This is a genomic window from Verrucomicrobiia bacterium (genome assembly GCA_035629175.1).
Classification (GTDB): domain Bacteria; phylum Verrucomicrobiota; class Verrucomicrobiia; order Limisphaerales; family DASXHY01; genus DASXHY01.
The window spans coordinates 107,608-121,489 of sequence record DASPIL010000040.1; the positions used below are offsets into that span (position 1 = coordinate 107,608).

At 58.6% G+C, this 13,882-nt stretch carries 8 protein-coding genes; 7 read left to right on the top strand and 1 reads right to left on the bottom strand.

All coding sequences use genetic code 11. From position 1 onward, the window contains the following. Positions 1-573 precede the first annotated feature (573 nt). The 7 genes from VEH04_06770 (at position 574) to VEH04_06800 (ending at position 11,131) form a co-directional block, all read left to right on the top strand. Positions 574-3,705 (top strand): ATP-binding protein, encoded by a 3,132-nt coding sequence (locus tag VEH04_06770; GenBank protein HYG22470.1) that lies wholly within the window; start codon positions 574-576, stop codon positions 3,703-3,705. Further along, entirely contained in the window at positions 3,702-4,349 is a 648-nt protein-coding gene (locus tag VEH04_06775) for a response regulator transcription factor (GenBank protein ID HYG22471.1), read from the top strand. Before VEH04_06770 ends, VEH04_06775 begins: the two co-directional genes overlap by 4 nt. Positions 4,350-4,406: 57 nt before the next feature. Continuing rightward, the gene (locus VEH04_06780; protein ID HYG22472.1) at positions 4,407-5,126 is read left to right on the top strand and encodes a PEP-CTERM sorting domain-containing protein; all 720 of its coding nucleotides are present in this window, start codon (positions 4,407-4,409) and stop codon (positions 5,124-5,126) included. 13 nt (positions 5,127-5,139) lie between these two features. Further along, complete coding sequence (locus tag VEH04_06785) at positions 5,140-5,901, top strand: type II secretion system protein (protein ID HYG22473.1); 762 nt, start codon at positions 5,140-5,142, stop codon at positions 5,899-5,901. A gap of 107 nt (positions 5,902-6,008) precedes the next feature. Next, the gene (locus VEH04_06790; GenBank protein HYG22474.1) at positions 6,009-7,283 is read left to right on the top strand and encodes a hypothetical protein; all 1,275 of its coding nucleotides are present in this window, start codon (positions 6,009-6,011) and stop codon (positions 7,281-7,283) included. A 19-nt stretch (positions 7,284-7,302) separates the two neighbouring features. Beyond that, positions 7,303-8,586, top strand: coding sequence for a glycosyl hydrolase 53 family protein (locus tag VEH04_06795; GenBank protein ID HYG22475.1), 1,284 nt, complete (start codon positions 7,303-7,305; stop codon positions 8,584-8,586). A gap of 1 nt (position 8,587) precedes the next feature. Next, positions 8,588-11,131, top strand: a complete 2,544-nt coding sequence (locus VEH04_06800) for a glycoside hydrolase family 2 TIM barrel-domain containing protein (GenBank protein ID HYG22476.1) — start codon at positions 8,588-8,590, stop codon at positions 11,129-11,131. Positions 11,132-11,153: 22 nt separating this feature from the next. Here the strand turns inward: VEH04_06800 and VEH04_06805 are convergent, their stop codons facing one another. Further along, positions 11,154-13,763 carry a DEAD/DEAH box helicase gene (locus VEH04_06805; protein ID HYG22477.1) on the bottom strand — a complete coding sequence of 870 codons (2,610 nt, stop codon included), beginning with the start codon at positions 13,761-13,763 and terminating at the stop codon, positions 11,154-11,156. Positions 13,764-13,882 lie beyond the last annotated feature (119 nt).

The following is a 13,882-nucleotide window of genomic DNA, read 5'->3' on the forward strand; positions in this document are numbered from 1 at the left end:
GTGTGTCGTCGCCAACCACCGCCTCATGAAGAAATAGACTGATCCATTCGCGCGCTTCCAGGCGATCCGACCTCGAACCGCCCTCCAAATGCCATCCCCGGCGGCTTCGGATCAAGGCCGCGCTGCCAAAGGTGGCGATCAACCGTCCTGTGCGATGCGAATTGGATTGAACAAGGTGCCTAAGTCTCATGCGTGGAAGCCTACTCAGCGGGGTAGGACAACGGCGGACCAATGGCTGCCCATTCAACGGGGAAATTCCGAGGCGAAAAATTGAATGCCGGTGCGGGTTGAGCCTGGCGTCCGGAACCACCGTGAAATCTGTTCCAAGCTCAAGAACCGCACCAGCATTCTGCAACTCTGATCCTGTCTTAACCGAACCGAAGTTGTATGAGCAGGCGGCAACAATGTTGTTTCTCCTCGCCCCCCTGCCAACATCTCCCCATGCCGCCCGCTCGTGGCCTATATACGGGCCGGTTTCACGGAACTTTCAAAAAATCTTAAAAAAGTTTTAACCGCGCTGAAACTCCACAATCCCAAGATTGCCTGAATCGAGGTCCCCGCTATCCTGCAATCGTGCGCGCGCTGAATCTCCGGAACGAGTTGTTCAGCCTCGTGGCGTGTTTGCCGGTCTTCAACGCATTCGCGCAGAGCGATGCTCCTCTGTTGACCCGCGTCTCTGAGCTGTCCGCCGCGGTTGCCCACGGACCCACAAACGCTCTTGCTATATCCCTGTCGGGAACCGTGCTTTGGGCTGATACGTCAAACACCCGTTTTGTGCTCCACGATTCCAGCGGTGCGCGCGAACTGGAATTGGAACACGAATACCCGCTGCACTCCGGGCAAGCGATTCGGCTTCAGGGCCAAACTACCGTGTTGCGAACGCGATCCGGTTTTCGGTTCGGCACCGCCGGCCCGATCATCAACAATGACGGAGTTCACGCCGTTGTCGAAAAATCCGGCACGGTGTTCCTGCGATCGGGAATGCAGCCTATCCGCCTTGAATGGTTCAATGGGGTTGAAGGCGCTGACCTTCGGCTGGAATGGGCGGGACCGGGATTCGCTCGCGAGCCGCTTCCGTACGACGTTCTACACCATGCAATCGATCCGACGAATGCGATTGGCAGCAACACCCATGGCGTTCGCTACCAATGCTTCGAAGGCAACTGGGAATCGTTGCCTGATTTCGCTTCACTTCCCGCAATCGCTTCGGGCGTCGCGGACGGATTCGACATTAGTATCCGCACCCGCCACGAACATGCCGCAATCACGTTTTCTGGCTTTCTCCACGCGGCACAGGAGGGCGTCTACACGTTCTGGCTGCGATCCGACGATGGAAGCCGCCTTCGCGTCGGCGGTCCGACGGTGACGCTCACCCCAATCGGCGAAGCGACGTTTCCCATTCCCATCCAAATTATTCCGGGTCAGCCGGTTTCCGAGGACTGTATATGGGCGCGGTCCACGGGGACCGTGGTTTTCGCGGCCGAACAGGGCACGGGCATGATCTTCGAATTGCAAGCGGGCACGGGACAAATGCGGGTGAACGTTGCCGATGCCAACGGACTTTCACCCGCAGCATTATTAAACCGCCGCGTCGAGGTGACAGGAGTCTGCCAACAAACGCACTCCGCGGACGAACAGGTTCTCGCGGGTGCCATGCTGGTTTCAAACGGACGATCCATTCGCATTGTTTCTCCAACGCAAACCGGCGCGAAGTTCGCAGCTGTGTCTCGCGAAGGGGAGTTACCCATTCTCACCACGGCTGCTGAAGTGCATCGCCTGAAACGCGATGAGGCCCAGCGGGGCTATCCCGTTCACCTGCGCGGCGTTGTAACATCCGTGTTGCCCGAACATCAGGCTTTCACATTGCAAGACGCGTCACGCGGTATTTACGTCGTCGACTTCTCCGACAGCCGGCCGTTCGCACCCGAGCTTAACGAATTCCTGGAGGTGGAAGGCGTTACGGACCCCAGCCTGTTCGCCCCGGTCGTGAACGCCCGACGCGTCCGAACGCTTGGCAGCGCGCTGACGCCGGAACCCGTGCGGCCTAATTGGGATCAACTAATAAACGGCAGTCTGGACGCTCAGTTCGTCGAAATGCAGGGAATCGTGACGGAGGTGAAATCCAATGGCATTTCAATGAGAACCCAGGGCGGAATCGTGCATGTGGATCTGCGTCTCGCGAGCGATGACACCAACCATCTCAGCTCCTGCGAGAACGCACTCATCCGCCTTCGCGGCTGCCTGTTCGCATCGTGGGATTATGTCACGCATCAGGTGCGGCCAGGCGAGGTTCGGATTTACGCTGCAACCATAACCGTCGACGCTGCCGCGCCTGAGGACCTCTTTTCGATTCCCTCCAAAACTGCGCCCGAGCTTCGCCTCTTTGACCCTCAAGCCAGCGCGTTCCAGCGGGTCAAGGTCGGAGGACAAATCCTCTACGCCCGCGGCAACGAGGCGTACATCTCCAACGGAGGTTACGGAATCCGGCTCATCAGCCGATCGCCCGTAGCACATGCAGCGGGCGATCTTGTCGAGGCCGTTGGATTTCCCGATGTATCAGGTGCGGCGCCCCTGCTCCATGAGGCGTTCATCCGCAAGATCGGCACGGCGCCACTTGCCGCGCCGACGACCTTGCGTTCCGACAACGTCCTGCACGCCCAGCTTGATGCGACTCTCGTTCGACTTGAGGGAACTCTCGTGGATGTTCGAAAAACGCCTGAGGAGTGGCTGCTCGAAATGCAAAGTGGGATCCGCACTTTCCTCGCCCGAATCGCCAGCCAGGCAAAGTTGCCGTCGCTGGATCCAGGAAGCCGGCTGGCGCTGACAGGCGTGTACGTGGCACAGCGCGGAACCCGGGCGGGTGAACCGGCGATCTCGTCTTTTGAACTCCTGGTGATGGATGCCAATGCCATTGCCATCCTGGCGCGCCCTCCCTGGTGGACTTTGGAACGCTTGCTGATCATTGTTGGCGCGCTGCTGGCAGGACTGGCGGCAACGATGCTGTGGATCACTCAATTGCATCGCAAAGTCGAACAGCGCACCGTGCAGTTGGGCGCAGAAATCCAGGAGCGGCAGCGTGTCGAACATCAGCGCGAGATGGAACAGGAACGTTCACGCATCGCGCGCGACCTGCACGACGAACTGGGCTCCGGGATCACCGAAATCGGAATGCTCGCCGCCCGTTCACGCTCTGCGACGGCGCCTGAGGAACGCCGCGCAGCATACCTGGAACAGATGAGCGCGCGCGCACGGGAACTGGTCACGGCATTGGATGAAATCGTATGGGCGATGAATCCGAAGCATGATTCCCTCGTTTCGTTGATCAGCTACTTCTCGCTCTACGCCGATCGTTTTTTGGGGCTCGCGGGGATTTCGTGGCGCCTTGATGATGGCGGCAGTCCAGGCGATCAGGTGGTCAGCTCCGGCGTGCGCCATCAATTGTTTCTTGCGTTCAAGGAAGCATTGAACAACGTGGTCCGCCACGCGGATGCATCTGAGGTGACAATCGCCATTCGGATCGTTGCTGGACGGCTGGAACTCCGAATCGCGGACAATGGCCACGGCATTCCCGCTGAGGGTCGCGCGGACGGAATGGACGGGGTGGCGAACATGAGCCATCGCATGCAGCGAATGGGTGGCTCATTCAGGATGGCGAGCACCAGTCCCGCAGGCACGGTGCTTGAATTCTCGCTGCCGACACTATGAAACCCGGAGTCACACGCATCGCGATCGTGGAGGACAACAGGATTATTCGAGAGAGCCTCGCGGAATTTGTCCAGGGCGATCCCGAATGCCAATGCGTCTGCGTCTGCGCCACGGGCGAGGAAGCGCTGAAAACCATTCCAAAACATCAACCCGACATGGTGCTGATGGACATTCAATTGCCGGGCATGTCTGGCATTGAATGTACCGCGCAGCTGAAGCAAATGCTGCCCGCGCTCCAAATCATCATGGTAACGGTTTACGAAGACACCGATCGCATCTTCAAGGCTCTCCGCGCTGGCGCCTGTGGTTATCTTCTGAAACGCTGCAGTCCTGACGAGGTGGTGCAGGCCGTTCGGGAAGTCCGGCAGGGGGGCGCGCCGATGTCGCGGGAAATTGCGCGGAAGGTGATTTTCTCGTTTCAGGAACCGGTGGCCGCCGCGGCGGAAGTCGAGGAACTCTCGAAGCGCGAAACGCAGATTCTCGAGCTTCTAGCGCAGGGCTTTTCAAACAAGGAAATCGCTGAGCGCGTCGGCGTCAGCGACGGAACGGTGCGCTGGCATCTGCGTCACATTTACCACAAGCTCCATGTTCGCTCGCGCACGGAGGCTGCGCTCAAGTTCCACTCGGCGCGTTCGGGCAACTGAGAACCACACATTTGTGAGGCTATGCGCCACGCGGCAGGCGGCGATAGTCTGATGCCAATGAAACCTGCAACCGCCTCTTTGTCGGCAGCCGCGCTCGCCTGCTCCATCTCCCTCGCGTCCGCCGCCAGTTACCCGGACGCCACTGGTGATTTTACTGGGGGATCCGGCTTTCTGGACATGACTTCAGCAACCGTGAACAACGATGCCAGCGTGCTGACGTTCACGATCAATCTCGCTTCCGATCCGTCGGTTTCTGGAAATGATTGGGCAACGCACCTCATCGGCTTCGATACGGCGGCGGCTGGAAGTGGCAACATCAGCGGCCCTGGCGGTTGGGGAAAAGACATCCAGATGAGCAGCGGCGGAATGAATTTTTTCATCGGGAACTGGTTGAACAACGGCGGCGGCAATCCTGCCGGCGCGACACTCTACAGTTGGGATGGCGCGGCGTGGAATGCCGTCACGTCCACGGGCGGAGCAAACCCGTTCAACATCACTGCTGCCGTTGACACGACTGCTGTGACGATCTCGCTCGAATACGCAGCGCTCGGACTCAGCCCTGGCGACAGTTTCAATTTCGACATCTATTCCTCAACTTCAGGTGGCGACAACGTTCTCGACGCCTTGGGCAGCAACGCCCCGCTGTCATGGAACAGTGCTCCCTACGATTCGGGGTCGGGTGTCCTCCCCTACACCATTGCGGCGATTCCTGAACCCGGCGCGTTGAGCCTTCTGTCCGCTGGCGCGCTGCTGTTCTTGCGTCGGCGCCTGAACTAATCCTTTGAAGATCGTGAATCCATTGCTCAACGGCGTGGTCCTGAAAAACCGCCTGGCCTTCACCCTGATTGAACTGCTGGTAGTGATTGCCATCATTGCGGTGCTCGCTGCAATGCTGTTGCCCTCACTCTCACGCGCGAAATTCAAGGCGAAGGAAATCAGCTGCACCTCGAATTATCGCCAATGGGGCATCGTCACGAGCATGTATGCGGGCGATGACAAGCAAGGCAGGTTCCCTTCGTACCCTGTGCCAGGGTCCGGCCGGAATGCATGGGACGTGTCGATCGACATGGCGCCAGGCCTGCAGCCCTATGGCCTGACAGCCCCACTCTGGTTTTGTCCGACGCGGCCCGCGGAATTCGATGAAGCCAACCGCTGGTCCCAATCCACATTGAACCGGCCGATCACATCCATCAACGACCTCAATCGATATCTTGCGTCCCGCTTCAACAACACGTTCGCCATCCTCAACCATGCCTGGTGGGTTCCGCGGAGGAGTGGCGGCGTGCTGTTTCCGGCTCCCGGGGCGAACGCGCGACTGACCAATGGCTGGCCAACCCGGATCGAGGATGCCAGCGCCGCGATTCAGCCGATCCTGACAGATTATTGCTTTGCACCCGGGGAACAGAAGGACACTGCGCGGGCCGGCGCCGGGCATTCGATTGGCAACAAGGTCTTGTCCGTCAACCTCGCTTTTGCCGACGGGCACGTGGAAACCCGGCCTTTCAAGCAGATCCAGTGGCAATACTACGGGAATACGACTGCGTTTTACTAAAGCCAAAAACCATACATTTGGCAGGCTGGCAGCCTATCCCAAAATAAGCGATAACGGCTCTCCATCGCACAATTCCAAACCATGTTTCGGGTTCGCATTTTAAATTTATGAAAACCTTCTCGCAGGCAGTGTCGATTCTTGGCCTCGCCGCGGCTCTCGTGCTGCCGGCTTCCGCCGTGCAGGTGACGTTTCAGGTAAACATGGAAGTGCAGGCGGCTCTTGGCCTTTTCGATCCGGGCAACGATCTCGTCTACATTGGCGCCTCCTTCAACGGATGGAGTGAGACCGCGTCGCAACTGTTTCCCACAACGACCAATGCCCTCGTCTATGAAGGCACGTTCGAAGTGGGCGCAGCGGGATCTTTTCCAAACTACAAGTTCATCAAAAACCGCTTCGGGGGTGGCGTTCAATGGGAGAACAATGGCGTCGGAGAGGGCGGAGCCCAAAACAGATTTTTCGAAGTACCCGCCGCCGATTCCGTGCTGCCCGTTGCCTGGTTCAACAACATCACCAACGTCAACGTGAACCACCAACTGGTGACGTTCCAGGTCAACATGTCCGTCCAGATTGCGCAGGGCACCTTCGATCCCGATAACGGCACACTTTGGATTGCCGGCGATGCCATCAATGACTGGGATGTCGATATTTCGCCGATATCGCTGACACGCAGCCTAAGCGATACGAACGTGTGGACCACGACGCTGGACGTCACAAACCTCGTGGGCAGCACCGTGTCGTACAAATACATTCTCAACAGCACTTGGGAGACGATCGACAATCGAACATTCATCATGCCGTCCACGGCAACGAATCTGCCCGTTGTTTTTTTCAACAACGTGACGAACACCGCCTCGCCCATTCCACTCACGTTCAGCGTGAACCTGGGCGTGCAAATCGCCCGAGGCAATTTCAACCCGGAAAACGGTGATGTGGTCGAGGTGCGCGGGTCCTTCCTCATGGGCCCGGGAAGCACCTGGCTCGGCGGCTTCGTCCTGACCAACGATCCCGCGAACCCGCTGATTTACAGCGGCACCATTGTCGACACCAACGACGCTGTCGGAAGCCAGGTTCAGTATCAATTCGTCCTCAACAACGGCACAACCTGGGAAGCCACTGGCAATCGGATTGCCACCCTCTCGACCACGAATGCGGTCGCATTCCCGACAGCCTTTTTCAGCAACATCCCGGACCTTGGTGCGGTAACGGTCGAGACCATCGCCGCATCCGAAGCTGCGTTGAGTTGGACTGCAGGGCCGCGTGTACGTCTGCAAAGTTCGGGCGACCTCACCTCCTGGAACAACGTCGCCGACACTGAAGGCCAGGCCGCCGTAAACGTCAACCTGAACGAGAATGCGCGGTACTTCCGCCTGGTAGGACCTTGAGGGTTGCGTGATGGCGTTTGTGCAAAGAATCGTTTGGTCGCTGTTGGTCGCGGGCATCGTGGTCGCAACCAGTCACGTTTCCGGTGCGGAGTTCATCGCCGGAGCTGACATGTCGCACCTCCCGTTTTTTGAGAGCCGAGGCGTCGTTTATCGTGACAATGGTCAGGCCCGCGATGCTCTGGATCTTCTCAAGGTTCGCGGCATCAACTGCGTCCGCCTCCGTCTGTTCACCAGCAGCGCAGCACAGGCGGCAAACAATCCCTACAACTACATCAACAACCTGGATTACACGCTGCCCCTCGCGATTCGTGCGAAGAATGCCGGGTTCCAGATCCTTCTCGATTTTCATTACTCCGATACCTGGGCCGACCCCGGCCATCAGCAGAAACCAGCCGCGTGGAGCGGCCTTACCTTTTCTGAGCTTGTGCAGCAGATGCGCAGCTACAACAGCAACACAATTGCTGCATTTGATGCCGCGGGTGTGATGCCGGAATACGTCCAGGTCGGAAACGAAATCACGGGAGGCATGCTGTTCCCCGATGGCGCCAACACCAACAGCTCCCAATGGAACAAACTTGCGCAGTTGATGTCGGCTGCAATCAACGGCATCAAGGACGCCGCGGGAACAAACATGCCGAAGATTGTGGTGCACATCGATCGGGGAGCGCGCTGGGACACGACACAATGGTTTTTCGACAACCTGGCCCAGCGCTCCGTGCCATTCGATATCATTGGCCAAAGTTATTATCCATGGTGGCACGGCACACTGCCGGCATTTGAGAATTGCCTGACCAACACGGTCCGGCGTTTCAACAAGCCGGTTCTGATCGCGGAGACTGCGTTTCCCTGGACGAATTCCACAAACATCTTCGGCATTCCTGCAACGACGAACGGCCAGGTGGAATTCGTTGCCGAACTGGCGAAGATCATCAAGCGCCTGCCTCCCGGCAAGGCCGCGGGCGTTGTTTGGTGGGGAACGGAATACCAGCAGGTGAACGGCGTTCCCACCGCGAGTTTCCAGTACAAATCGTTCTTCCGAACGGGAGGAAATATCCTTCCTGTAGCAGCCGTGTTTGGCCAGCTGGCTGCGCCCGCGCAACTTCAGGCGGCCGCCGATCCCGCGGGCTTGCGGCTTGAATGGCCCGTCGGGGGCGCAGGCATGGAACTGAGGAGTGCCTCGGGTCTGGATGTCGCCGACAACTGGTCGCCTGTGACAAACCCGGTGCAGAGCGCCGGCGGAACGTTCAGCACCGTCGTGCCGCTCGAAAGCGGGCAGCGCTTTTTCAGACTGGAAAAGAATTGAAATGAATCTTCGTTTGCGCCCTGCCCGGACGCTCTTCGCAGCGTTGCTGTTCGCAGCTTCTGCATTCGCCGAACGCCAAACAATCTCCTTCAATCCAGACTGGAGGTTCACGCGCGGCGATGCTGCCGCGGCAGAGCGGCCCGATTATGAGGATCAGCAATGGGAAAGGGTCACGCTGCCGCATACCGCACGAGTGGAAGCCCTGGTTGCAGGAAAGAACTCCCCGCAATGGCAGGGTCTCTGTTGGTATCGCAAGGCTTTCACATTGCCCACGTCTGCAGCGGGAAAGGAAGTCGTTCTTCATTTCGAAGGGGCGATGAACACCGCTGAGTTTTGGCTGAACGGAGAATTCCTCGGCAGGCACATGGGAGGATATCTTCCTTGCGTGCTCGACATTTCAGCCGCGGTGCTGCCGGGCAAAACCAACCTGATCGCCGTCCGCCTGGATAATCGTGACAATCCAATCACAGGACCCAAGCCGCTGCCGGAACTCGACTTCAACCTGTATGGCGGCCTTTACCGCGGCGCCCGCCTGATCATCAAGGACCGGCTGAACATCAGCGATCCCATCCTCGCCAACAAAGTTGCCAGTGGCGGTATTTTTGTGTCGTTCCCTGCAGTTTCCAAATCTCAAGCAACAGTCCGCGTTCAGACGCACCTGCACAACAAGCACCAGGAATCGCGAAGGTTCCAGCTGCGCACCACCTTGCTGGATTTCCAAAATCGCGAGGTGATTCCATCAGAGTCCACCGGCCAAACGTTGCAGCCGGGTGAGGATCGCGAGGTCGTTCATGAGCTTGTGGTCGCCAATCCCCGGCTCTGGTCGCCAGGCGCTCCGCATTTGTACAACGTGCGAAGTGAAGTGCTCGCGGGTGAACACGTCGTCGACTCGGAAACCACGCGCATTGGAATCCGCCGCATCGAAATGACAAAGGACGGCTTTTGGATCAATGGTGAGAAGATGTTCCTGCGCGGCGTGAATCGACACCAGGAATATCCATACATCGGCAACGCACTTTCCGACGCGGCGCAATTTCGCGATGCACTCAAGATCAAGTCAGCCGGGTTCGATTACATCCGGCTCTCACATTACCCGCAGTCCCGAGCCTTCATGAACGCATGCGACGAACTGGGGCTCGTGGTGATGAACTGCCTTATGGGCTGGCAATTCTTCAATAGCGATCCCGCCTTTGCCGAACTCAAGCTCAAAGAGTGCCGGGAACTGATCCGGCGCGACAGGAATCATCCTTGTGTGATTCTTTGGGAAACATCGCTGAACGAAAGCGCGATGCCGCGCGAATTCATCGCGCAAGCACAGAAACTTTCGCATGAGGAATATCCCGGCGACCAGATGTTCACCTGCGGCTGGACCCGGGGTTTTGATGTCTTCATCCAGGCACGCCAGCACGGCGGCTGCAAACGCGTCAGGGACATTCCGTGCCTCGTCAGCGAGTATGGGGATTGGGAATATTTCGCGCAGAACGCAGGGCTCGAGCAACACCGCTGGAAGGATCTTCAACCCGCCGAGCGCAACAGCCGGCAGTTCCGCGGCGATGGCGAAATCCGCCTCCTTCAACAGGCACTGAATTTCCAGGAAGCCCACAATGACAACCTGAAAACCACCGCCTTCGCCGATGGCTTGTGGGTGATGTTCGATTACAACCGCGGATATGCCGAAGACATCGAAGGATCGGGCGTGATGGACATCTTTCGCCTGCCGAAATTCAGTTACTGGTTTTATCGAAGCCAGCGGACGCCAGGCGAGCCGCTTTGGAATGGAGCTGTGGAACCGATGGTGTTTATTGCGAACCATTGGACGGCTGAATCACCGCTGGATGTGCGCGTGTTCAGCAATTGCAAAGAGGTCAGCCTTTTTTTGAACGGCTTACTGGTGGAACGCCGGCAACCTGACACCGATCGGTTTTCCACAAACCTCAAACATCCTCCTTTCACTTTCACCCTGAAGGAATACAAGCCCGGCCAACTGCGCGCCGTCGGACATATCGGAAGCAGGGATGTTGCAAGCGCTGAACGCCGAACCCCGGGCGCTGCCACGCGAATCCAACTGCAGTTTGATCTTTCCGGGAAACCGTTCGCGGCCAGCGGGAAGGATGCGGTGTTCTGCCATGCTGAACTTCAGGACAAAGACGGAACAACGGTTTCGATTCAACCCGAAGTGGCGTATGGAACGATGGGACCTGTGGCGTTCATGGGCACCAACTCGCTGTTCGCGGAGGCAGGGATCGCGACAGGGCTCCTGCAAACCGAAACTGCCAATCCTGAATGCGCGGTGTACGCGCTCACGATTGTGCCTGGAGAAAACCAGTGGCGCGTGATCGGCGCCGGTGGAACTCCGGGTGACCGGGCCGTTCCCTCGTTTGAACTCCGCTACACGACCGATGGCACCGTGCCAACAAGCTCCTCACGGAAATTCACCCAACCTGTCCGCCAGTCGGAGACGATCCACGCCGGATTGTTTGTGAACGAAAAACTGGTCGTCGCCGTCAAGGCAGCTTCAAACAATGGTCCCATGAGCTCGAACTAAGCCCGGGTGCAGCTATGCCAGGTTAATGCCGCCTGAGGTGCAATCGATGGTCTACGCGACGGGTCTGATGGTACTCCAGAGGGGGAAGTTCCGTGAGCGTCGGAGATTGCGTTTCGTTCAATGTGGTTTTCGCCAGGCCCTGAAGAGCCTCCCATCGTGGCCATTCAAGACTCGGCGCATGCGTGATCTGTCGCAAGAGGCTGCGCCACTCAATGATGATTCGGTCAATATCCCCCGCCCCTGTTCGATCAGTAACCCAGGCGTGTTTGCTCGCGGGATTGCGATGCACCGCAGCTACAACGGCTTCGGCTCCGGCGCCATATTTTGGCGGCATTCCGTTATCGAGATAACCCGGGATGCTCTGCAAACCGAACTTTTGATGGCACGCAATCGCGAGCCTGCCGCTCCAACGATTGTCGTCGCCACAAAACCGGAATCCTGCGTCCAGGTTCGCGAGGTCATAGATCAACTCCTCCAAGGGGTAACCCTCATCCTCAAGAGCCGCGGAGATGGCAAGACCGTCGCCCTGTGAGAAAAAACTGACAAGCCGGCCTCGAAGCGTTGGAACTCCAGCCGCATCGACAAGGTTCAAGCGGCGCCAGAGTAGCGCGGTGCCCGTCGCCGTCGATAACCGTTTGCAGACCGGCACCAGCGAGCATTCAGCGCAGTCATACGGCAACACTTCGCGCTCGCGCGGGCGCCACAACGCAACGCCATGGCGATCGACAGGAACCCGCATCGTGAGATTCGCCAGGCTCACCAGCGTGATGATCTTGTGCCCCTGCTGTTCAAATCGCACCACGGGCGTCCTCAGTTGTTCCAGCTTCCGTGACAGCAACGGCACAATCTGCGTCTCCCAAAGTTCAGGTGTCGTCTGGCGTCCCTCCCAATTGGTCAGGCGCCGCACCCATTTCGCAATAATCAATCGATTGTCCTGCAACTGATCCGCAACCGTCGAAGCGCGGCCGTAGATCCTCAGTCCGTTCTCGTGGCCAATGGGTGTGAGAATTCCCGTTCCAATTTTCTCCAGCGCCGCAGACTCGCTCAAAACGGATCGCAACTTGACCGTCATTTCGTTCTGCTTCACCGCGTTCCCATCGCCTCCGCCGGTTTCCAATCCTGATTGCATCGAAGGCTCTGGCATTGCGGGCGACGCAATGAAAACCTCCCGCAAAGACCTTTCGAGGGGTGCAGGAGTCGGCTCCCACTCACCGCGGCTGTTCACCATCTCGCGAACCAGCCGCCGCACGTGCCTCGCGCGCTCCGCATCGGTCTTCAACCCGCACGGCACAATTGGATGTTTGAGCGACTCTTCCACGCCCAGAAAGATCGGCCTCACCGTGAACAGGCGCTCCTGCACCCTCACTGCCTCGGCAAAAGGATCCCGCTCATTCTGCGCGGCCACGGCCATCAGGTTCAGCAAGGCGCCCCAATCCACGGCACCTGTCCGCGACAAATGACACGCCCGCGCATCGAGCAGGCGCAGCTCGTTTGCCGATATGATCACGTACCCCGTCTCGTCCAGGCCGCGCCGCCCGGCGCGGCCAAACATCTGAAGAATCTCGTCCGAACGCAGCGGGTGTTCGATATTATCGCGTCGATACGAATCCGCCGCGAGTGCCACGCTCCGCAAGGAGAAGTTGATTCCCGCCGCAAGTCCCATGGTTGCCACCACGACGCGAAGCTGGCCTGCCTTGGCGAGAGGTTCGATCACACCCGCGCGCGCCGCATAACTCAGCCCGCTGTGATGAAAGCAGACGCGGCTCTTCAAAAGCTTTGTCAGGTGATCCCCAACGATCAACTTCTGTTCGACACTCAGCTGCAACGGGTTCGGATTCGGCAGCTGCCGCGCGAGTTCGGCCGCCATCGATTCGGCTGATTGACGGCGCGGGGCGAACACCAGGACCGGCCCGAGGTCTTCCGCCAGCGCCTTCGCAAGCAATCGCGGCCAGTATCCCCTCACCTCGCTCGGGACATGGTAACTCAGCTGTTTGCCGTGAACTTCTTCAAGCGGAACGGGACGATGCTCGTAACGCACCATGATCGCCTTGCGCCCGAGACGTTGCAGCCAGCGCGTGACGTCCTGTGGATTTTCCACGCTCCCACTCAGGAGCAACAGCTGCGTCTGCGGCGGAGCCAGGGCCAGCGCCAGCTCATAATTCAGCCCGCGATCAGGGTCCCGAATCATCTGGTATTCATCCACAACCAGCAGCGCGGGACCGTCGCCGCGAATCAAACGGTTCTTCTGTGTTTCAAGAGTCGCAACGAGGATGGGTGCGTCCAGGTTTTCTGAGAGATCGCCCGTCGCAATACCCACATCCCAGCCGCGCGCCCGCCACTCTGCAAGTTTGTCGTTGGCAAGGGCACGCGTGGGAACCGTGTAAATGGCCTGGCAGCGATTCTTCCCCTGGTTGGACCAGAGTTCAAAGATCAACGTCTTTCCCGCACCCGTCGGAGCGTGGACGACCACGTCCTTGCCTTCGCGCAAAGCGGTGACCGCCTGCTGCTGCCAGAGATCAGGGACTACCACCTGGTTGAGCACAGGCGAAAGCTGCGAATCAAGCGACTGCACGCCCACAACATACCGAACGCCGCGGAAACGGAAACGGGCAAAACCGAGCGGTTCGACCATGAGCACGCCCGCTCGCTATGACCGAAGCCGCTGCACTCCGTCGAAAGCGTCTGCAACTCTCAATCCGTTGTCGCGTGTCACTCTGGCTCGAATTTGCTGTGGCCTGATCATCAACAGGT

What these genes read in the sequence shown, in the direction of transcription:
- VEH04_06800 (HYG22476.1), top strand. Translation starts at nt 8,588, where the DNA reads ATGAATCTTCGTTTGCGCCCTGCCCGGACGCTCTTCGCAGCGTTGCTG.
- VEH04_06780 (HYG22472.1), top strand. Translation starts at nt 4,407, where the DNA reads ATGAAACCTGCAACCGCCTCTTTGTCGGCAGCCGCGCTCGCCTGCTCC.
- VEH04_06790 (HYG22474.1), top strand. Translation starts at nt 6,009, where the DNA reads ATGAAAACCTTCTCGCAGGCAGTGTCGATTCTTGGCCTCGCCGCGGCT.
- VEH04_06775 (HYG22471.1), top strand. Translation starts at nt 3,702, where the DNA reads ATGAAACCCGGAGTCACACGCATCGCGATCGTGGAGGACAACAGGATT.
- VEH04_06805 (HYG22477.1), bottom strand. Translation starts at nt 13,763, where the DNA reads ATGGTCGAACCGCTCGGTTTTGCCCGTTTCCGTTTCCGCGGCGTTCGG.